Source organism: Alkalibacterium psychrotolerans (assembly GCF_054784355.1).
Genome location: NZ_BAAGPH010000016.1, coordinates 1 through 20,967, shown reverse-complemented (window position 1 = coordinate 20,967; position 20,967 = coordinate 1). Strand labels below are relative to the sequence as shown.

The window sequence follows — 20,967 nt, the reverse complement described above, 5'->3', positions numbered from 1 at the left end:
AAAGGAGAAAAACACATGCAATTATCAGAGTTGCTCAATGCGATTGATATAGAAGAATCACTGAATGAAGAAGAAAAAACGATTGATGCGGTTGCTTATCATTCTGATGAAGTAAACCGTAATGCTCTTTTTGTCTGCATTAAAGGGTATGAAACGGATGGCCACCACTATGCAGAAGATGCTGTCAATAAAGGAGCAGTTGCCTTAATCGTTGAACACTTTCTTCCTGACTTAACGGTACCGCAATATCGTGTCAAGAACAGCCGTGAAGCATTGGCGGCCCTGGGAGACACATATTATCAGCACCCTTCAAAGGATCTGGTACTGATAGGCATCACAGCTACTAATGGAAAGACGTCAACCTCATTCATGACCAATTCCATTCTTGAGGAAAACAATCTGAATACCGGTTTAATCGGTACAGTAATGGTGAAGTATGGAAAAACACTGGTACCAAGTATTCTAACCACACCGGAATCTCTCGACTTGCACGGGTATTTTGCAAAAATGAGAGATGAGGCTATTTCTCATGTCACTATGGAAGTATCTTCATCAGCACTGGAACTGAAGCGCGTGGGGAATGTTTCTTTTGATATTGTCGCCTTGAATAACATTAGCCGTGAACATATCGATCTGCACGGGTCATTTGAAGAATATTATGATGCAAAAGCCAGTCTCATTAGAGAGGCAAGAGAAGACCAGTTTGCTGTACTGAATCTGGATGATAATTATTCGTCTTCACTTCAGGAACAAACAAAGGCATCAGTCGTCACATATGGAATTGAGAACACGTCGGGACACCTTCACTGTAAGAATCTTGATTTGGCATCCGGAAGAGGCCTGTTTACCGTAGAAGTACTGAAACCATTTAAAACACGAAGCGGACGCACAATTGAGCCGATGGAAATCGACATTAACTTATCGGTCGCAGGCTATCATTCTGTCTATAACGCGATGGCAGCCATTACTATTGGTTTGATTGCAGATGTGCCAGTAGAGAAAATCCAGTCAGGTATTGAACGCTTTAAAGGGGTAGAGAGACGCTTTCAGTTTATCTACGAGAATGACTTCAAGATTGTCGATGATCACTTTGCCAATGCTGGCAATATTGAAGTGACCCTTGAAACTTTGACAAAGATGGATTTCAAAAAACTGCATATCGTCTATGCCATTAGAGGCAACAGAGGAGTTACCACTAACAGAGAAAATGCTGAAACAATAGCGAAATGGGCTCCGAAACTTGGCCTGGATAAAGTGATTGTTTCACTGAGTGAATCCCATGTGGTTAAAAAAGATGAGGTGCTTCCATCAGAACTCGAAGCGTTTAAAGAAGAAATGGATAAAGTAAATGTGGAAGTCGAGCTTCACAAAGAAATGCCGGAAGCTCTGCAGTCCAGCCTTAAACAGGTTGAAGCTGGCGATGTCATTCTAATCGGCGGCGCCCAGGGAATGGACTTTGGTGCGAAATATATTTTAAATCAGCTTGCTGAAGAACGACCAGACCTGCAGAAAGACGAGCTGTTAAAGCCGTTGGATCAGCGTGTGGCAGGAATAGACGAATCATTTCTCGACAACAGCAAGTAAACTAACAATCATACTGAATTCAGCAGACCCAGCAGTTGTATAATTTTAGACAAGACGAGGGATGTAAATGGAGAAAGAGCAGATAATCGGGGTTATGGGTGGCATGGGGCCGGATGCGACGGCCAGTTTCTTTAAAAAACTGCTTGAACAGACACCCGTGACAAAAGATCAGGATCATTATCGCATCATTATCGATAATAATCCCAAGATTCCCGACCGTACTCGAGCAATTTTACATGGAGGTCCTTCTCCGCTTTCTGAAATGGTTAAAACGGGTCAGAATTTGACACAAGCCGGAGCATCGGTTCTGGTTATGCCGTGTATCACAGCCCATTATTTTTATACCGATATAAACAAGGAAATGAGGCTGCCTTTTTATCATGTGTTAAAAGGTCTAAATGAATTTCTAAGTGAGACGTATCCAGCGGTCAAAAAAATAGGTGTTTTATCGACAACGGCAACAAAGAAAACCCGTCTGTTTCAGGAGTGGGTAACGAATAAAGAAGTACTTTTTCCGGGCGACAACACGCAGGAAAGCAAAGTGATGACAGCAATATTTGGAGAGAATGGCATCAAAAGAGGAAATACCGGTCATTATCCGAAACAGCTGTTAAAAGAAGCGGCCAATGAATTGATTGAGGCGGGCTGCGAATTAATTGTCGGTGGATGCACAGAAGTCGAATTGGCATTGAAGCCAGAAGACATTGATGTGCCGTTTATTGATCCGATGCTCGTTGCAGCTCAAAAGCTGACAAAGAGCCCTTTGTCGCTATAAAAAATGGCGGTATTAATTATCCGAGAAACAGACCTTCCAGTACAAGGAGATTATAAAGTGAAGTGGATAAATGTTATTGAACAGGTTAACGATATTCCTGAACAAGAGGAATTAAATCAAATTGATGTTAAAGGAATAAATGAAAATTCAGCCGATATTGAAAAAGGTAGTGTCTTTGTAGCAATCGAAGGCTACGAAAAAGATGGACATGACTATATTGACCATGCAGTTGAGCAAGGCGCAGCTCTTGTAGTCGGACAGAAAGCCATAAAAAATCTTCCTGTTCCGTATATTCAAGTATCTGATTCCAGAAAAATACTGGGACAGCTGGCTACCAATTTTTATGGGCACCCGTGCAGAAATAAACTGGTAATCGGTATTACGGGAACGAACGGGAAAACGACCACAGGCCTACTGACAACGCACTTACTTCGTAAAGCAGGCTATACTGTCTCGTTTTTCGGAACGGTCTTTAATGAAATGAACGGTAAAAGACTGGACAGTTCCCTGACTACTCCAAGTGCGTCGATGATTCAAAAAGCACTGTCCGAATCAGACGATGAAGTCGTGGTGATAGAAGTATCTTCCCAAGGGCTCCAGCAGCACCGGATGGAAGGGATGGCGTTTGACTATGGTCTCTTTACCAACCTCCAGCACGATCACCTGGATTACCATAAGACGATTGACGACTACTTCCTTGCTAAGAAAAAACTTTTTTCTCTGTTGAAGCCGAAAGGAAAAGCCATTGTGAATCGTGATAATCCGTGGGGAGGCAAACTGGTTGATTTACTGAAAGAAGAAGGTAGAGAAGTGCTCACAGTCGGTGAGACAGAAGAAGCAGATACACGCTATATATACAAAGAAAGCAACCACAGCGAGCTTGAAATCAATCACCAGGCCATCAAGGCGCAGGCTCCCCTCCCAGGGAAGTATAACCTATTGAACTTATCAATGGCTACAACAGTCCTGCATGATTTGGGTAAAAATATGTCCAAGTTGGAAGAGATGATTGCTGATTTGGAACCCATCCCTGGCCGGTTTGAAGTGTATGAGCTTACCAGTACAATCAAAGGAATCGTGGATTATGCCCATACAGCTGAGGCTCTGGAAGCAGTCCTGTCAACTATTTCTTCAAAGTATCCGGGATACAAGCTGACGCATGTGTTCGGCTTTAGAGGAAAGCGTGATGAATCCAAAAGGCAGAACATGGTCAATATCTCTGCTAAGTTCTGTGACCGGACTATTTTGACGGTCGATGATCTAAACGGTGTAAAAGAAGAAAACATGCACGCCGCTTATACTGAACTTATTCAGTCTTTATCTGCTGGAGAGGCGGAAATTGTCATGGACCGGACAAAAGCGATAAGCAAGCTCTTTACTGAAGCGGAAGAACCGACCATCATTCTCGTTACAGGAAAAGGACATGAAAAATACAAGCAGACATTTGCACTGCCGGTAGAATCGGATAAAGAAACGTTTATCTATTTAACAGAACAAGCATAATTACAAAAAAATCAGCGGTTAGTCTAACTTATTTGTCCAGTTAGACTAGCTGCTTTTTTGCGCTGGATGGAAAAATACGTGCTCCAAGTGAAAAATGTTAAGACTACATTATTAAAATTAAAAATTAATGCTTGACTTATATCGTTTACAGTTGTAAACTTAAGACAACAATCACGACTACAATCGTAAACGAAAAAGGAGTGAGAACATGCAGGAGACGCAAATTTCACCGGCAGAATGGGAAGTCATGCGGGTTGTCTGGACGACGCACCCCATTACCAGCAAGGAGATAGGAGAAATTCTTGAAGAAAAAATGGAATGGAAGCTAGCGACTACAAAGACACTGGTTGGTCGGCTAGTTAAGAAAGGGATGCTGAGAACAGAGTCCAGAGGCCGACAGTTTGACTATTATCCGGCAGTATCAGAAGAAAATAGCGTAAAAGAGGCAGCGGACTCACTGCTTAGTCAGGTCTGTACAAAAAAAGTAGGTCAAACATTAAAAATGATGATCGAAGACAGCGTATTGAGTAAGAGTGATTTGGCAGAACTTGAACAACTAATCAAGCAAAAAAAGGAAACAGCACCCGAAGAAGTAGCATGCGGCTGCAACCCGGGACAGTGTAACTGTAAACATTAGGAGGAAATTAATGAGTACAAAATCATATCCAGTGGAAGGCATGACGTGTGCGTCCTGTTCGGCTACTGTGGAAAAAACAGCAGGTAAAATAGAAGGCGTCAAAAAGGCGACGGTGAATCTTGCTTCTGAAAAACTGACACTGGAAGTCGATGAAGCCAGTTTCAATCCAAAAACGCTTGAACAGCAAATCGATGCCACAGGCTATACGGTAGTGATGCCCCAGATGGTGACAAAAACTTTTGATATTGAAGGCATGACATGTGCATCCTGTTCAGCAACCGTGGAAAAGACTGCGGGGAAACTTAACGGTATGGAAACAGCGTCAGTCAATCTGGCTGCTGAAAAAATGACTGTAACATACAATCCGTTGAACTTATCAGTGAGAGACATTTCAGATGCCATTAATCAGACGGGCTACAAAGCTGTGCCAAGAGGAGAAGACAACGAAAGAGAAGAAGCCGTTCAGGAACAGGAAGAATCAAAAGAAGAGCTGATTAAGAGACGGACGATTCTGATTGCACTCTTTACCATCCCGCTATTCTATATATCTATGGCACCGATGGTGGGTATTGCGATACCGGCTTTTATCGATCACATGATGTATCCGATTCGTTATTCACTTGCCCAGCTATTTTTAACTATACCCGTCATGTGGTACGGCCGGCCGTACTTTAAACAAGGCTTCAAAACCTTGTCAAAAGGGCACCCTAACATGAACTCTCTTATTTCATTGGGTACGGTAGCGGCTTTCATTTACAGTATTGGAGCGACCTATGCCATTATTTTCAACGGAGCTGACCTGGCGATGATGCTGTACTTTGAAACTGCAGCGGTCATTCTGGCCTTCCACACCTTAGGGAAATACCTTGAAGAACGCTCCAAGGGACGCATGTCAGAAGCCATACAGAAACTGATGGATCTGGCACCCAAAACAGCCCGTATTGTGCACAATGGAAATGAAGAAGAAGTAGCGATTGAAGAAGTGGCGCCCGGAGATATTGTCCGTGTGCGTCCGGGTGAAAAAATGCCCGTTGATGGTGTCATTATCAAAGGCCGAACAGCAGTCGATGAAGCGATGCTGACTGGAGAAAGTATGCCGGTTGAAAAAGCGGAAGGCGACAGCATCATTGGAGCGAGCATGAACAAGAACGGCTCGATTGACTACCGCGCAACAAAAGTAGGAAAAGATACAACGCTCTCTCAAATTATTCAGCTCGTAGAAGAAGCCCAGGGATCTAAAGCACCGATTGCGAAACTTGCCGATATAATTACCGGTTACTTTGTACCAATAGTGATGGCACTGGCCTTTATCTCAGGCATCGTCTGGCTGCTTGCCGGACAGAGCTTTATCTTTGCACTGACCATCCTGATTTCTGTTCTCGTTATCGCCTGCCCATGTGCTTTAGGCTTGGCGACACCGACAGCGATAATGGTCGGTACAGGTAAAGGGGCTGAACACGGCGTACTCATTAAGAGTGGCGATGCGCTGGAAAGCATTCACAATATTCAGACAGTTGTATTTGACAAGACAGGCACACTGACAGAAGGGAAACCTGTCGTAACAGATACTGTCCTTTCCAAACAAGCGACGGTAACGGAAGAAAGTTTACTGAGAATGGCGGCTTCTGCTGAAAAAGGTAGTGAACACCCCCTTGGAGAAGCCATCGTTAAAGAGGCTGAAGAAAAAGGCATTGCTGCACAGGATGCTTCAGACTTTGAAGCGATACCGGGTCAGGGATTAAAAGCAGTTGTCGAAGGCAAGACGATTTTCTTCGGAAATAAAAAGCTGATGACGGAGCAGTCGCTTGACTATCAGGCACTGGAAAATGCAGCGGACCGATTGGCGGATGAAGGGAAAACACCGATGTATCTGGCGATTGATGGAAAAGTCGAAGGGTTGATTGCCGTTGCGGACACTCTCAAGGAAAATAGTATGGAAACCATTAAAGCGCTGAAAAAACGCGGCATTGAAGTAGCCATGATTACGGGCGACAATACGCGTACAGCGAATGCCGTCGCGCAAAAAGCCGGCATCGACCGTGTGCTGAGTGATGTCCTGCCGGAAGACAAGGCAAATGAAGTGAAGAAACTTCAGTCTGAAGGTAAAAAAGTGGCCATGGTCGGAGACGGGATTAACGATGCACCGGCTCTCGCTCAGTCCGATATCGGGATTGCTATCGGATCAGGAACAGATGTAGCGGTAGAATCCGCCGATGTCGTTCTGATGAGAAGTGATGTCAAAGAAGTTCTGACAGCCATCGAACTGAGTGAAGATACCTTGAAAAATATCAAGCAGAACCTGTTCTGGGCATTTGCCTATAATGTTATTGGTATACCAATTGCGATGGGTCTGTTATTCTTATTAGGTGGGCCACTGTTAAATCCGGTTTTTGCAGCAGTAGCGATGAGTTTCAGTTCAGTATCCGTTCTATTGAACGCGTTGCGATTGAAAAAATTTAAGCCAACATCGGCTCAAGCATTAGCAAATTAATATAAATTAACTAAGGAGAGTGTTCATATGAATTACACAGCAACAGTAGAAGGCATGAGTTGTCAGGGATGTGCTAAGTCAGTTAAAGCAGCATTCACGCAACTGGAAGGCATACAGGAAGTCGACGTGAATCTGGAAGCAAAAGAAGCCACATTGACGTCTCAAACCGAACTGTCAGAAGACAGAATCAGACAGGCTCTCGAAGATACAAGTTACACTGTCGTATCTGTTAAATCTTAAACTGATTGACAAAAGACCATTTCTCCTTGCAGAAATGGTCTTTTTACATAGAAACATCAAATGAGTTAAGAAGTTAATTCAATCAAAATTGATTACACTGACTCAAAAATAGTGTATCATTAAAGAAACTATACCTTTTTAATATTTAAAGATGACTATGAAGAAGATAGACGAGACTGATAAAGAAGGTGAAATGATGAAAAAAGGTAAAGCATATGTCCCTTTTCGTTTTAAGCTGAGGCCAATTAAAAAAATGGCCATGTTCCACTTCCATAAAAATCCGGACAGTGAGTACGAAGCGTTCGAATTTCATTATATAAACGGCGAACCCTACGGAGAAGGATTCCGTGTCCTGGCCTGGCGAACGGATGGTTATAGAGATTCCTACGTCCAGGATACATTAAACATGTCGGAAGAAGAGGATATCTTTTCTGTGGGAGGAAAAGGTCTCAAGGAGCGTCATGTGGTTCCCTTTGACGAGGCTTATTTTGAACATGTAGATGGACAGTTGGATGCTGGCTTTGTATTTAATGACAAACTGGGCCGCCGGACGGTTATGTACGTGGATGAACGCATCGATAAAGATTCCACGCCATTGACGTGGCTCCCATCTGTAGGGAATCACTTGTCAGAGCCACATTCCATGCCGCTGTTTTTCCTGTATAACTTCGACTTTGCGCGCAAGAGAGATACGGATATTTTCCTGTCCATTGATGGAGAAATGATTGACGTAGATCCGTTTGCCTTTCCGAAAGATTTCCAGGCGCGGTACTATGTTGAGTTTTCAACAAACACGGTTGTGACTAACTTCAATGAAGCAGGCAGGTATAAACTGGAGCGGGTTGAAATCGATGAGAACGGAATCGCAGAAGGTAAAGACAATACGTACCTTTACGAATCCTCTAATGATTTATATAAGCTGAAAAAAATTACAGTTAATCATGAAACTCATCCAATAGAAGTAGAATTTTCACCAGCCTTTCCAAATCACCGGGAAGTCATGGATGCCAAACCTATGTATGGGGACTTTGAAATTCGTCCTTCTGGAGACGCGGGAAAACTTCACGGGAAATATAATGTGGTCTATCAGCAGGGAAAAGCTATTATTAACCTGTCCTTTCCGGACTCATGGGACACACCTAAAGGCGCAAGCCTTGAGCGTGTCGTGAACAGCATGACCCCTAATATTAAATCCTGGTACCGAACCTATCAGTGTACCCAGATTGTCAAGCTGGAAAATATGGACACCACCATACGCTGGAAGAGAATCGATCCGGACCGCCGAACACGCTATTAAGCTTTTATCCCGAAACAATCACTAAAAATTACGAAAAAAGGAATGCGTCCTGCAGGCGCATTCCTTTTTTCGTAATTTTAAAAGCTTTTATAAAGGAACAGACACGCCTTAGAGCGTGTCTGAACAGCATTGAGTGTGACTTAGGTAGAGTCAGCGGGGTGATTCTGATAAGTTTACCTAACTAGGCAGTTATTTGGCAGACTCAAGCACTTGTCTAGCTGGAGTATGCTCTAGTTGCCGGTGGTTAGGTAAAGTGGGCGTAAGGACAGAGCTGAGTATGCTGAAAAAAGTGTCGCCTGGGTAAACTGCTTAAAAAATAATTTTGAGCATGCCGAACTTTAGAATACTTTGGCACACCCAAATCAAAAATCAGTCGAGATTGCCGAAGAGGTGCCTACTTCGGTATACTCGAGCAAAAAAACAAGCCGAGCAGACCGATGTGAGGCCCAGTTCGGTATGCTCGGTGAAATGTTGTTGCGGAGTCTGCCGAAGAAAGTAATTATCAAGTATTTCCAGCTGAAATTAAAGTACTTGTACAAGAAATTGTCTGTGATTTTCACAAGTAAAGATTAAATCTGGAAAATTTGAGTTCTTATATAGTCACTGACGGCTATTGAAAGGATAGAAGAGTTTACTTTATACTAGACTGATATAAGGAGGAGAATTTATGGAATATATTCGTTTAATAGGTATTTTAATAATACTTATAGGTTTTATTTTGAAGGTGGATACAATAGCAGTTGTTATCGTCGCTGGGCTGGCTACTGCGCTAGTATCGGGTTTATCTATCATGGAGTTTCTAACCTTGTTAGGAGAAGCATTTGTATCTAACCGTCTTGTAACGTTATTCTTTCTGACATTACCTATGATTGGGCTGACAGAACGATTTGGTTTAAGGCAACAGGCTACACGCCTGATAGAAGGAGTAAAGGGGCTGACAACAGGTCGTTTCCTGTCGCTATACATGGCTATCCGTGAATTGGCTGGTTTCTTCTCTATTCGTATACAGGGACACACTCAATTCGTTCGTCCGCTCATCGAACCGATGGCTCAGGCTTCTGCTAAAACGAAATTTGATAAGGATAATGAAAAGACTCAGGAGAAAATTAAGGCAAAATCGGCAGCGATGGAAAACTTGGGAAATTTCTTTGCCCAAAATACTTTTATTGCTGCGTCAGGTGTCCTTCTAATAGCAGGAACATTGGAATCTTTAGGTTACGATGTATCTGCAGTAAGCATTGCCCAAGCATCACTTCCGGTAGCATTCATAGCTCTTATCCTAGTCATTGTATCTAATATTATATTTGATAAGCGTTTAGGTGAAGAGCCAACACGCAAGGAAGGAGAGGATAAATAATGGAGCTTATTTCAGATTACTTGCTAGAGTTCTTTTTCATACTGACAGGCCTGCTGATGGCGTATACTGGATTCAGAATCGTTACAGACGAACAGCACCCCACTCGGTTACCGACAGCAGCCTTCTGGTTTTTACTGGCAATCACTTTCTCTCTGGGACGATTCATTCCGCCGTTTATCAGCGGATTGATAGTGGTAGGCATGGGTGTGTTGACATTCATGAATAAAGTGAAAATAGGTCCGATAAAAGAGGCCACTGAAGAAGAAGCTCAAGCTAGCAGCAAACGTATCGGAAACAAAATATTCATTCCCGTTGTTTCCTTGGCTTTTATAGCTATTGTGGTAGCACAGTTCACTCCTCTAGGAGGGCAAGTCGGTATTGGTATGGCTGCTGTACTCTCGCTGATTATCGGTATGCTGATAACTAAGTCGTCATCCAAAACGGCTCTTCACGAAGGAGACCGGATGGTTCGTCAAGTTGGAACTGTCGGTATTTTGCCTCAGTTACTTGCGGCACTAGGGGTTATCTTTACAGCAGCCGGAGTCGGTGAAGTCATTTCCGGTATGATTTCAACGGTCGTTCCTGAAGGCAATCAGTTACTCGGAGTTGTGGCATATGTGCTTGGCATGGTACTGTTTACTATGATTATGGGAAATGCCTTTGCAGCGTTTACCGTTATTACAGCTGGTATTGGTGTGCCTTTCGTCATTGCTCAAGGAGCAGATCCTGTTATTGCTGGTGCACTGGCCATGACAGCGGGATATTGCGGTACCTTAATGACTCCGATGGCAGCCAACTTTAATGCCCTTCCAGTTGCACTGCTGGAAATGAAAAATCCAAACGGTGTTATTCGTGAACAGCTTCCATATGCACTAATTATGATTGTTGTCCACATTGGTTTAATGTACGTTTGGGCATTTTAAAAAAAGGAAAGGATGAGACGAAATGAAAATTTTAGTTACAGGTTTTGATCCATTTGGCGGGGAAAAAGTAAATCCGGCCTATGAAGCAGTGAAGCTTTTGGGTGACAAGATAGCGGATGCTGAGATTGTGAAACTGGAAATACCAACCGTGTTTCACATATCTTTTTCAGTTCTTAAAAAAGAAATAGAAAAAACCAATCCGGATGTCATCCTCTGTGTCGGGCAGGCCGGTGGTCGGTTTGGTGTGACTCCCGAGCGTGTGGCCATCAACATAGATGATGCCCGCATTCCGGACAATGAACAGAATCAGCCGATAGACGAAAAAATTCAGGCAGATGGGAAAGAAGCATACTTCAGTTCGCTTCCCATCAAGGCGATGGTAGAAAATATGCGGTCCGCCGGGATTCCTTCAACTGTGTCCAATTCGGCCGGAACCTTTGTCTGCAACCACATCATGTACCAGGTGCTTTATCATATCGAAAATGAATTCCCGGGAAAAACGGGCGGCTTTGTCCATGTTCCCTTTATTCCGGAACAGGTTGTCAGCAAGCCGAATCAGCCGTCAATGAATCTGGAAGATATTAAAACGGGTCTACATGCTGGCATTGAAGCAATTGTTGCTTACCATGGTAAAGAGGACATTAAAGAAATAGGCGGCGCCATTCACTAAATATAATAGCTGGAGAAGAGCTTCTCCAGCTGTCTACATAAAGAAGGAGCACAGGAATATGTTAACGGGAATCGGTTTAATTTTACTAATGGGGTACATCGGAGGGAAGCTGGTTTCCCGGCTGAAATTACCCCCTTTAATCGGTATGCTGTTTGCAGGCGTGCTGCTGGGCCCTTATGTACTCGACTGGCTTGATGCCGATTTGTTGTTAGTGTCTCAAGGCATTCGTACCTTTGCTCTAATTATCATTTTACTTAGGGCAGGCTTAGGCATTAAAAAAAATCAGATTAAACAGGTTGGAACGATAGCGCTGAAAATCAGCAGCTTACCCTGTATTTTGGAAGGCTTGACCATTACAGCACTGGCGTATTACTTGATGAACTTCTCCTTTGCCGAAGCTGGGATGCTGGGGTTTATTATTGCGGCCGTATCCCCTGCTGTCGTGGTACCAAGTATGCTCGACTTGAAAGAAAAGCGTTTTGGTGAAGATAAACAGGTACCCACACTTCTGCTGGCAGGGACATCCATTGATGATGTCTTTGCCATCACGTTGTTTACGTTTTTCCTCGGCTTGGGAACAAGTGGAGGAGATAGCTCACTTGTACTGGATCTGGCCTTTATTCCATTCAGTATTATTGTTGGTGTACTGGGTGGAGCGGCAATCGCTTATGCTGCCGTTTTCGTATTCAAGGAAATTAAAAACAAATACGTAGAAAAGCTGCTGCTTCTGATTGCCGTTTCCATCCTCTTTGTCGAATGGGGCGAACATGTAGGGATAGCAGCCCTGCTTGGTGTGATGACGATTGGTTTTCTACTGCTCGAAAAAATTCCCGAGCATACCAACCATTTCAATCAGTCTTTAGCCGGCTTGTGGGTCTTTCTTCAGATTCTTCTCTTTGCATTGGTCGGAGCAGAAGTTAACATCGAAGTGGCACTGGAAGCAGGGTCAATTGGCCTTCTTATCATCATACTCGGTTTGCTGGGAAGAAGTTTAGGCGTCTGGATTGCGACGATGGGTACACCTTTAAATACAAAAGAAAGAATCTTTTGTATGATTGCCTACACACCTAAAGCAACGGTTCAGGCAGCAATTGGAGCCATGCCTCTAGCAATGGGAGCAGAACAGGGTGCAACGATTTTAGCGCTGGCCGTCTTATCTATTATTGTTACAGCCCCGCTTGGAGCAGCTGCAATTTATGCTTCAGCGCCGAAACTGTTGACCCAGCTCGATCTTTAAGAACCTGGAAATAACTGATAGTTAGGAGCATTAAAAAATAGTTTTCCTGTTAAACCAGATGTTTTTCAAAAAAAGTTTAAATAAAGGTTTGACAAATACTTGCTGAGACTTTATAGTAATACTCAAGTTCAAAAATTAAAATATTCAGTGAAAACAATGTGAAAAGAAAAGTACATTTAGGAAGTCTTCTCAGAGAGTCTGCGTGAGGTGAGAGCAGATAAGAGTGAATAAATGGAAAATGATCTTGGAGTGGAGTAGGCAAACCGTTCAGGCTAAGTCTACTACGGGTTCACCCGTTACAGTGACGCAGTCTACAGGAGCAATCCTGTGCACTGGCAGAGGCAGCACTAGAGATGGTGCTGTAAATTAAGGTGGTAACACGACACATACAGTTAAGTCGTCCTTAGAAAATCTTCTGAAAGATGGAGATTTTTTAAGGACGTTTTTTTATTGGAATAAATTTGAATAGTACACACTGCTATGAAGAGTAGAGTACACTTACAAGACAGCAATGACAGAGAGCCTGAACTGGTGAAAACAGGTTTGCTTGAGTAAGTGGAAAATGGGCTCGAAGCAGGATACCGAGTGTCTTTTGGCATAAGATTATCATGGGTGCGCCCACTACAGCGCCTGAACTTAGGAGGCAACTCCTGTGTTCTTTGAGGGACCGGCCTTAGGCGGTTCGAATAAAGGTGGTAACACGGACTAGTCGTTCGTCCTTTTAATCAGATCAGGTCTGGTTGAGAGGATGAACGGCTTTTTTATTTACAAAAGAAATGAGTCATAGGGGGATTCACATGATTGAATTGAAAAAGGTAGATGTAACATTCGAAGATGAAAGGCAGACAGTCAATGCCGTACAAAACGTGACGCTTTCAGTAGATAAGGGAGACATTTATGGCATTGTGGGCTACAGCGGAGCGGGTAAGAGTACGTTGGTACGCACCATTAACCTTCTTCAAAGGCCCACGGCTGGTCAGGTAATCGTAGACGGAGAAGACTTGTCAGCTTTGCCACCCAAGTCACTGCGGACGGCACGTAAGAAGATTGGTATGATATTCCAGCACTTTAACTTGATGCGTGCCCGGACAGTCGCCGGAAATATTGCTTACCCACTGAAACATTCGGGCTTGTCTAAAAAAGAGATGGATAAAAAAATAGATGAACTGCTTGAACTGGTGGGACTTTCAGATAAAAAACACACCTATCCCTCCCAGTTGTCAGGAGGTCAGAAGCAGCGTGTGGCCATTGCTCGGGCACTGGCCAATGATCCGGAAGTCCTATTATGCGACGAAGCAACGAGCGCACTGGACCCTAAAACGACGTCATCAATTCTGGAACTGCTGAAGAAACTCAATAAAAAATTGTCTTTGACCATTGTCATCATCACACACGAAATGCAGGTAGTAAAAGAAATCTGCAATAAAGTAGCGGTGATGGACGATGGGAAAGTCGTTGAAAAAGGGGATTTGGTGTCACTGTTTACGGAGCCGAAAGAAGCCTTGACGCATGAATTTATTGATACGGCGACTCATATTGACAAGGCTCTTGAAAAAATCAGGAAGCACCCGACGCTGCTTGAGCTGACAGAGGAAGACGTGCTCGCCAGTATCACCTATGTGGGCGAAAGTACGAGTACACCGCTGATAGCCAGCCTGTATGCCCAGTTTGGGGTCACGACGAATATCTTATACGGAAATGTGGAAATACTGCAGCAGACACCTGTGGGCAATCTGATTGTCGTATTGTCCGGTGAGAAGAAACAGAGAGAAAAGTCTATAGCTTTCCTTGAATCAAATCACGTTAAAGTCAATCAGCTAGACTACGAACAAAGAGTCATACCGTTAAACAGAAAGAAAATTGGGTAAGGAGGAATTACTATGGTCAATTGGTTTGAAACAACGTTCGAAAACGCGTTACGTATTCAACCGGAAATACTCAACAGTATCTGGGAAACCTTGTATATGGTAGGAGTGACAGCAGTGATAGCTGGAATTTTGGGTGTTATCCTAGGTATCACACTAGTCGTTACCGAAAGACACGGCATTTTGGAAAATCAGAAGCTGTATGATTTACTTGAAAAAGGAGTCAACGCCTTTCGTTCAGTACCCTTTATCATCATGCTGGCCTTGATTGCACCAATCACCCGTCTGATTGTTGGAACATCTATCGGTACGACAGCAGCAATTGTACCTTTAGTGGTGGGCACGGTTCCCTTTTATTCAAGGCAGGTACAAAATGCCCTGCTGGAAGTGGATCAGGGAGTGGTCGAAGCGGCAGAGGCAATGGGATCTTCTCCTTTTGAAATTATAGTTCGAGTTTACTTAAAAGAAGGCCTGCCCTCTATAATTCGCGTATCTTCGGTCACCATTATTAATCTAATTGGACTCACCGCCATGGCAGGAGCAGTCGGCGCAGGTGGGCTGGGAAACCTGGCGATTGCCAGAGGCTACAATCGATTCCAGGATGACGTGACACTCGTTGCCACAATCGCTATTTTAATTATCGTTATGATCAGTCAGGTTATCGGCAATTATCTAGTAAGAAAAACAAGTCATTAAAATTAAAACAAAAAGGGGAAATTAAAGATGAAAAACATTAAAAAATGGGCAGTGACATTAGGATTAAGCTTACTAACAGTGATATTAGCGGCGTGCGGTGCGGCAGCCGGAAGTGATGAAACAGTGACACTCGGTGTTGTAGGGGAAGATAATGATGTCTGGGATTTTGTGATAGAAAAGCTGGAAAGAGAAGAAGGCATTGAAGTTGAACTTGTTCGCTTTACTGATTATTCTCAGCCGAATAATGCATTAGCACAGGGGGACATTGATTTGAACGCCTTTCAGCACAAGCTCTTCCTTGAATCATTTAATGAAGACAGCGGCACACAGCTCGTGCCAATCGGCGATACAGTCATTGCTCCACTGGGAATTTATTCGGACAGTCTGACTGATATCGATGAACTGGAAGAAAATGACTCGGTGGCCATTCCTAATGACGTCACCAATGGCGGACGTGCCCTTTTACTTCTGCAGACAGCCGGTTTGCTATCGGTGGATGAAGAAGCAGGAGTCACACCAACAGTAAATGATATCACAGACAACCCACTGAATCTGGATATTCAGGAACTGGATGCGGCGCAAACCGCCAGAGCACTTCAGGATGTGGCTGTCTCCATAATCAACTCAGGCATGGCTGTGGATGCAGGATTCGTACCGTCAGAAGATTCCATCTTTCTTGAACCGGTCAACGATCAGTCGGAACCTTACGTCAATATTATTGTTGCCAGAGAAGACGATACGGAAAATGAGGTATACCAGGCAATTGTTGATGCCTATCAGTCAGAAGATACCAAAGAAGTAATAGAAGAGTCGTCAGCCGGATCATCCATTCCCGCCTGGGACTAATAACACAGCTAAACCTTATCAAAACTAAACGACTAGTATGCGGAAGGAATGAGTGTAATGAGCACAACACTAACCGGTTCATCAATAAAAGCCCAAGTTCTTGAGGGGGCAGAAGAAGTTATTGGCTTAAGACGATACTTTCACCAGTATCCTGAAGCTAGCCTGAAAGAATACGAGACAATCAAACGCATCAAACAAGAACTGGATAAACTAGCTATTCCCTATGAATCAGTTGGGGAAACAGGAGCAATCGGTACGATTAAAGGAAAAAAAGGTCCGGGAAAAACAGTCCTACTCCGTGCAGATATCGATGCACTGGAGCTGGAAGACGCGAAAGACAAACCCTATAAATCAAGGAATCCGGGTCTACATCATGCATGTGGACATGATGGGCACACAGCGGCTCTGCTGGGTGCTGCAAAAATACTGAAGAGGCAGGAAGACCAGTTTACCGGCACAATTAAACTGGCCTTTCAGCAGGCAGAGGAAATAGGTGCCGGCGCAAGGCAATTTGTAAAAGGAGGCTTTGTTGAGGGAGTGGATCAGGTTTTTGGCCTTCATCTCGATTCAAGTGTACCGGTCGGCAAAATCGTTTCCGTCCCAGGAGCCACCAACGCCTCATGCGATATATTTAAAATTAAGGTTCATGGCAAAAGTGCTCATGCTGCTCAGCCGGATAAAGGAATCGACGCCCTGCTGGCCGCTGCTGCGATTACAGTCGAACTGCAAAGTATAGTTGGCAGGGAAGTCAGCCCGCTGGACAATGTGGTTGTGGCCGTTGGTGTGTTGAATGCAGGCACACGCTATAATATCGTGGCCAATCAGGCAGTTCTGGAAGGAACAGTCCGAACCTTCAGCCATGAGACGAGAGAACATGTGCTGGCAGCTGTAAAGCGTGTAGCAGAAAGTGTTGCCGAGTCACACAGAGCGACAGTAGAGTTTGAAAATTACGATGCAGCAGCTCCTTTAATCAATGCAGAGGAACCGTCAAACCGCGCAGCGCGTATTGCCGAGGAAATCGTTGGAGAAGACAATGTCATTAGAAGTCAGCCCAAAAGTCTGGGGGCAGATGATTTTGCCGATTTCCTTTCTAAAGCACCGGGAGTGTACGCACGGGTAGGTACCCGTGATTTGGATGATTCAGACACATGGTATGGTCATCATCATGAGAAATTTGATATTGCGGAAGAAGGCCTGGTTTATGCCACCGAGCTGCATGTCCGCTATGCGCTGGACTATTTGAAAGACTAACAAAAAATCACCTAATGAACGGTAAACGCTCATTAGGTGATTTTTTAAATTTATTAAATTAGGATAATCTATTCAAAGATTATTCGCCTAAACCTTCTGTCCATTCAGAAACGATATCCTGGTTGTTGTCAACCCAGTTACGTGCTGCATCTGCAGGATCGGCACCTTCTTCAATCTCAAGCATAACTTCTTCCATGTCCTCTGTTTCCCAGTAGAAGTTGTCCAGTACTTGGTATGCTTCCGGCATGTCGTCTTCTAGACCTTGACGGACGAATGTTTCAATAACTTCTGCATCTCCGAATACGCCTTCTGGATCTTCAAGGTATTTCAAGTCATATGAAGAAAACTTCCAGTGTGGAGACCAACCTGTTACGATGATTTCTTCTTCGTTCTGGTAAGCAGAGTTTAATTCAGTCACCATTGCTCCAGATGAAGAAGTTTGTACGCTCCAGCCTTCAAGGTTATCGTAAACTTCAAGTGCTTCTTCAGCTCCAGCGACAACACCAGCACCGGCTTCAATACCTGTAATGGTTTGACCAGCTTCGTCTGATAAGTCAGCAATAGAATCAACGTCCATGTATTCAGGAACGACTAATCCAACAACTGCACCTTCAAGGTTAACCCCTAAGCTTACAATGTTGTCTTCGTGTTGCTCAAGTTGAGGACCGTGAGTTTGTGGTAACCAAGCGGAAACCATTCCGTCGGCATCACCAGTAGCAATAGATTCCCAAACAATTGCGTTATCTAGTGCTGTCATTGTTACGTCATAACCTAAATCTTCAAGAACAGTTCCAACAACGTTGGTTGAAGCAATTTCTGAATCCCAGCTGACATAAGCTAAAGTGATTTCGTCTCCATCAACAACTGATTCGATTTCTTCACCGTTATCGGCTGTATCACCATTATCTTCACAGGCTGCTAAAAATAGTGCTGAAGCAGATGCTGCGGTCAATCCTAATTTTTTCCAAGTCGTATTCATCATAAATCTCTCCTTAAGTGTGTGTAGATATAGTTGATTTGTCTAATTATTCGTTTTTAGCTTTGTTAAACCCTTGCATGACACGGTCCAAGATGATTGCCAGTACAACTAAGGCGAATCCAGCTACGAACCCTGGTCCAACTTGAGCACGCTGTAAGGCATTGATTACGCGTTCTCCGAGTCCTGGTGCTCCAATCATTGAGGCTATAACAACCATTGATAGGGCAAGCAACACGGTCTGGTTAATTCCAGCCATAATTGTTGGTTTAGCCAAAGGCAGTTCAACTTTGAATAAACGCTGTGAGCCCGTACTACCAAATGCTTCCGCAGCTTCAATCATTTCATCGTTAACCTGGCGAATACCCAAGTTAGTGAAACGAACGGTTGGTGGAAGCGCGAATATAATAGCGGAGAACACACCAGGTACCATACCGATTCCGAAGAATGCAACGGCTGGAATCAGGTAAACAAAAGCCGGCATAGTCTGCATGAAATCGAGTATAGGGGTGATAATCCAGTTGGCGGTTTTACTTTTAGCCATCCAGATTCCCACCGGAACACCGATAACAATGGACAAGAGACTGGCTACGAGAACAAGTGTAATGGTGTACATTAACGGCTCCCATAAAGCCTGGTTGTAGATATAAATCAAGCCAATCAGTGTGAATACCGGTAAACCGAGTTTCTTGCCGTTAGCAAAGAAAGCAAGAGCAACGAGCAAGATAATAAAGAGTTCCGGCGGGATAACTAGAAGTAAATCAGTTAAACCGTCCATTAACCACGATCCGCTATCCCGGATTGCTCCGAAGAGCCAAGATAAGTTCTGTGTCAACCAGTCAATCAAATCGCCCATCCATTGTGAAACAGGCAGCTGAGGTATCTGGTCTAATAATAAACTATTATTCATTAACTATTTCCTCCTCTCGGTCCTGATCCTTGACTAGCGCACCAAGTACCAGACTTCTTACAACGACACCGAGCAGTTTGTCATCTTTATCGACAACAGCTACTGGAGTCGAACTGTCATGAATAATGTGATAAAGTTCGTTGACTAAAGTTTCTCTTGAAACTTTAGGAATGTCCGTTCTGAGAATAGACTGAAGATCTTGTGCACCCGCTTTGACAGCTTCAAGAACATCTTCATCTGTCACATATCCTCGTAAAACGTTATTTTTATCAATAACCAGCATATTGCTCAAATTCTCAGCCTTCATGCGTTGCATAGCCACTCGTGGTCCGCTTTGTTTCAGACGAAGCGTCTGAGGTTTGTCCATAATGTTTTCCGCTGTAAGAACGCGTGAACGGTCCACATCTTCCACGAAACGCTCAACATAATCATCGGCAGGATTTGTCAGTATTTCTTCTCCTGTACCGACTTGAACAACTTCTCCGTCTTTCATAATGGCGATACGGTCACCAATACGCAGAGATTCGTTTAAGTCGTGAGTAATGAAAATAATTGTTTTATGCATCGTTTCTTGCATTTCGAGCAATTCATCCTGCATGTCTTTTCTAATTAATGGGTCCAAAGCTGAAAAGGCTTCGTCCATCAGAAGAATTTCAGGATCGTTGGCGAGCGCTCGTGCCAGACCGACACGCTGCTGCATACCACCTGACAGCTGATTTGGATATTGGTCTTTATATGGAAGAAGTCCGGCATTATCTAATGCCTTTTCGGCTTTTTTCTGGCGTTCAGACTTATCAACGCCTTGTACTTCCAGACCGTATTCAGTATTTTCTAAGATTGTTCGGTGAGGAAACAGTCCGAAATTCTGGAATACCATTGAGACTTTTTCTCGTCTAACTTTTCGCAGTGCGTCTTTATCCATGGTTGAAATATCTTCACCGTCGATGAGGATGTTACCTTCAGTCGGTTCGATTAAACGGTTCAGCATACGAACCAATGTGGACTTACCACTTCCGGAAAGCCCCATTATTACGAATATTTCGCCTTGTTCCACTTTAAAGCTTGCTTTGTTGACACCGACTGTCGCGTCGGTTTTCTTAAGAATTTCTTCTTTAGACTGTCCTTCTTTAACTAGTTCTAAAGCCTGACGTTCTTTTTTACCAAAAATCTTTGTTAGATTTTTTATTTCTACTTTTGTAGTCAATAAAAGCCCCTCCTTAATTAAAATATGTTAATGTTTGACTGGTTGAAAACAGTTGTTATTTGTATCTCTTCACCCTTTAAATGTACCAAATAAAGGTTATAGTGTAAAATAATTTACCTTTACAGCAAAAGAGGTTGTGAAATGTTATCGTTTACGAAACCTATACAGAAAGCTTTCTAAGAATTAGATTAGAAGTTACGAAATCGTGTCAATTATAACATGAAATTCTTACATTTATGAAAACAACAAATAGTTTTCATGAAAAAAGCCGTACTAAGCGTATAGTTTGACCTGCATACTCCGTCCTTGTTAAAATATTACTGTATATTACGGCGTTTTTGTGAAAGTTGTGTGTTTGGGTCGCTATAATTTGCCTACTTGAGCCAATTTCATAATTATTTGTCGTGTTTAACACCTGATAAATCAACTTTTTTAAAACATAGAAAAAAGGAACCCCCCCATATGGTACAATTAGGTTGTCGACTAAGACACGTACTCCAGGAGG

The 20,967-nt window shown here is 43.4% G+C and carries 16 protein-coding genes, 1 pseudogene and 1 other annotated feature; of the genes and pseudogenes, 15 read left to right on the top strand and 2 right to left on the bottom strand.

Going from position 1 to position 20,967, the window contains the following annotated elements; all coding sequences use genetic code 11:
* The first annotated feature begins 15 nt into the window (after positions 1 to 15).
* The 15 genes from ACYVLS_RS02710 (at position 16) to ACYVLS_RS02640 (ending at position 17,372) form a co-directional block, all read left to right on the top strand.
* Positions 16 to 1,584, top strand: coding sequence for a Mur ligase family protein (locus tag ACYVLS_RS02710; protein ID WP_460320939.1), 1,569 nt, complete (start codon positions 16 to 18; stop codon positions 1,582 to 1,584).
* Between the two features lie 67 nt (positions 1,585 to 1,651).
* The gene (gene cuyB, locus ACYVLS_RS02705; protein WP_460320937.1) at positions 1,652 to 2,359 is read left to right on the top strand and encodes a cysteate racemase; all 708 of its coding nucleotides are present in this window, start codon (positions 1,652 to 1,654) and stop codon (positions 2,357 to 2,359) included.
* A 57-nt stretch (positions 2,360 to 2,416) separates the two neighbouring features.
* Positions 2,417 to 3,862 (top strand): UDP-N-acetylmuramoyl-L-alanyl-D-glutamate--2,6-diaminopimelate ligase, encoded by a 1,446-nt coding sequence (locus ACYVLS_RS02700; RefSeq protein ID WP_460320935.1) that lies wholly within the window; start codon positions 2,417 to 2,419, stop codon positions 3,860 to 3,862.
* Between the two features lie 208 nt (positions 3,863 to 4,070).
* Entirely contained in the window at positions 4,071 to 4,499 is a 429-nt protein-coding gene (locus tag ACYVLS_RS02695) for a CopY/TcrY family copper transport repressor (RefSeq protein WP_460320933.1), read from the top strand.
* Positions 4,500 to 4,509: 10 nt separating this feature from the next.
* Positions 4,510 to 6,990, top strand: a complete 2,481-nt coding sequence (locus tag ACYVLS_RS02690; RefSeq protein ID WP_460320931.1) for a heavy metal translocating P-type ATPase — start codon at positions 4,510 to 4,512, stop codon at positions 6,988 to 6,990.
* A 27-nt stretch (positions 6,991 to 7,017) separates the two neighbouring features.
* Positions 7,018 to 7,230 (top strand): heavy-metal-associated domain-containing protein, encoded by a 213-nt coding sequence (locus tag ACYVLS_RS02685; protein WP_460320928.1) that lies wholly within the window; start codon positions 7,018 to 7,020, stop codon positions 7,228 to 7,230.
* 196 nt (positions 7,231 to 7,426) lie between these two features.
* On the top strand, positions 7,427 to 8,527 hold the full coding sequence (locus tag ACYVLS_RS02680) for a hypothetical protein (RefSeq protein WP_460320926.1): 1,101 nt from the start codon (positions 7,427 to 7,429) through the stop codon (positions 8,525 to 8,527).
* A gap of 667 nt (positions 8,528 to 9,194) precedes the next feature.
* Entirely contained in the window at positions 9,195 to 9,884 is a 690-nt protein-coding gene (locus ACYVLS_RS02675) for a DUF969 domain-containing protein (protein ID WP_460320924.1), read from the top strand.
* The gene (locus ACYVLS_RS02670; protein WP_460320921.1) at positions 9,884 to 10,807 is read left to right on the top strand and encodes a DUF979 domain-containing protein; all 924 of its coding nucleotides are present in this window, start codon (positions 9,884 to 9,886) and stop codon (positions 10,805 to 10,807) included. The genes ACYVLS_RS02675 and ACYVLS_RS02670 overlap by 1 nt, the downstream gene beginning before the upstream one ends.
* A 22-nt stretch (positions 10,808 to 10,829) precedes the next feature.
* Positions 10,830 to 11,477 (top strand): pyroglutamyl-peptidase I, encoded by a 648-nt coding sequence (gene pcp / locus ACYVLS_RS02665; RefSeq protein ID WP_460320919.1) that lies wholly within the window; start codon positions 10,830 to 10,832, stop codon positions 11,475 to 11,477.
* Positions 11,478 to 11,535: 58 nt separating this feature from the next.
* Entirely contained in the window at positions 11,536 to 12,714 is a 1,179-nt protein-coding gene (locus ACYVLS_RS02660; protein WP_460320916.1) for a cation:proton antiporter, read from the top strand.
* A 147-nt stretch (positions 12,715 to 12,861) separates the two neighbouring features.
* Positions 12,862 to 13,122 (top strand) — a binding site (T-box leader).
* A 389-nt stretch (positions 13,123 to 13,511) separates the two neighbouring features.
* The gene (locus ACYVLS_RS02655; RefSeq protein ID WP_460320914.1) at positions 13,512 to 14,582 is read left to right on the top strand and encodes a methionine ABC transporter ATP-binding protein; all 1,071 of its coding nucleotides are present in this window, start codon (positions 13,512 to 13,514) and stop codon (positions 14,580 to 14,582) included.
* A gap of 12 nt (positions 14,583 to 14,594) precedes the next feature.
* Positions 14,595 to 15,275, top strand: coding sequence for a methionine ABC transporter permease (locus tag ACYVLS_RS02650; RefSeq protein WP_460320912.1), 681 nt, complete (start codon positions 14,595 to 14,597; stop codon positions 15,273 to 15,275).
* A gap of 27 nt (positions 15,276 to 15,302) precedes the next feature.
* Positions 15,303 to 16,121, top strand: coding sequence for a MetQ/NlpA family ABC transporter substrate-binding protein (locus tag ACYVLS_RS02645; RefSeq protein WP_460320910.1), 819 nt, complete (start codon positions 15,303 to 15,305; stop codon positions 16,119 to 16,121).
* A 57-nt stretch (positions 16,122 to 16,178) separates the two neighbouring features.
* Positions 16,179 to 17,372, top strand: a complete 1,194-nt coding sequence (locus tag ACYVLS_RS02640; RefSeq protein WP_460320907.1) for an amidohydrolase — start codon at positions 16,179 to 16,181, stop codon at positions 17,370 to 17,372.
* A 79-nt stretch (positions 17,373 to 17,451) separates the two neighbouring features.
* Here the strand turns inward: ACYVLS_RS02640 and ACYVLS_RS02635 are convergent.
* Both ACYVLS_RS02635 and ACYVLS_RS02630 read right to left on the bottom strand, forming a co-directional pair.
* Positions 17,452 to 19,258 (bottom strand): annotated as a pseudogene (locus ACYVLS_RS02635) (ABC transporter permease/substrate binding protein).
* Positions 19,251 to 20,462, bottom strand: coding sequence for a quaternary amine ABC transporter ATP-binding protein (locus ACYVLS_RS02630; RefSeq protein WP_460320904.1), 1,212 nt, complete (start codon positions 20,460 to 20,462; stop codon positions 19,251 to 19,253). Before ACYVLS_RS02630 ends, ACYVLS_RS02635 begins: the two are co-directional and overlap by 8 nt.
* Between the last annotated feature and the right edge of the window lie 505 nt (positions 20,463 to 20,967).

Coding starts and splice junctions, on each gene's coding strand:
- ACYVLS_RS02710 (WP_460320939.1), top strand. CDS start 16: ATGCAATTATCAGAGTTGCTCAATGCGATTGATATAGAAGAATCACTG.
- cuyB (WP_460320937.1), top strand. CDS start 1,652: ATGGAGAAAGAGCAGATAATCGGGGTTATGGGTGGCATGGGGCCGGAT.
- ACYVLS_RS02695 (WP_460320933.1), top strand. CDS start 4,071: ATGCAGGAGACGCAAATTTCACCGGCAGAATGGGAAGTCATGCGGGTT.
- ACYVLS_RS02690 (WP_460320931.1), top strand. CDS start 4,510: ATGAGTACAAAATCATATCCAGTGGAAGGCATGACGTGTGCGTCCTGT.
- ACYVLS_RS02685 (WP_460320928.1), top strand. CDS start 7,018: ATGAATTACACAGCAACAGTAGAAGGCATGAGTTGTCAGGGATGTGCT.
- ACYVLS_RS02680 (WP_460320926.1), top strand. CDS start 7,427: ATGAAAAAAGGTAAAGCATATGTCCCTTTTCGTTTTAAGCTGAGGCCA.
- ACYVLS_RS02675 (WP_460320924.1), top strand. CDS start 9,195: ATGGAATATATTCGTTTAATAGGTATTTTAATAATACTTATAGGTTTT.
- ACYVLS_RS02670 (WP_460320921.1), top strand. CDS start 9,884: ATGGAGCTTATTTCAGATTACTTGCTAGAGTTCTTTTTCATACTGACA.
- pcp (WP_460320919.1), top strand. CDS start 10,830: ATGAAAATTTTAGTTACAGGTTTTGATCCATTTGGCGGGGAAAAAGTA.
- ACYVLS_RS02660 (WP_460320916.1), top strand. CDS start 11,536: ATGTTAACGGGAATCGGTTTAATTTTACTAATGGGGTACATCGGAGGG.
- ACYVLS_RS02655 (WP_460320914.1), top strand. CDS start 13,512: ATGATTGAATTGAAAAAGGTAGATGTAACATTCGAAGATGAAAGGCAG.
- ACYVLS_RS02650 (WP_460320912.1), top strand. CDS start 14,595: ATGGTCAATTGGTTTGAAACAACGTTCGAAAACGCGTTACGTATTCAA.
- ACYVLS_RS02645 (WP_460320910.1), top strand. CDS start 15,303: ATGAAAAACATTAAAAAATGGGCAGTGACATTAGGATTAAGCTTACTA.
- ACYVLS_RS02640 (WP_460320907.1), top strand. CDS start 16,179: ATGAGCACAACACTAACCGGTTCATCAATAAAAGCCCAAGTTCTTGAG.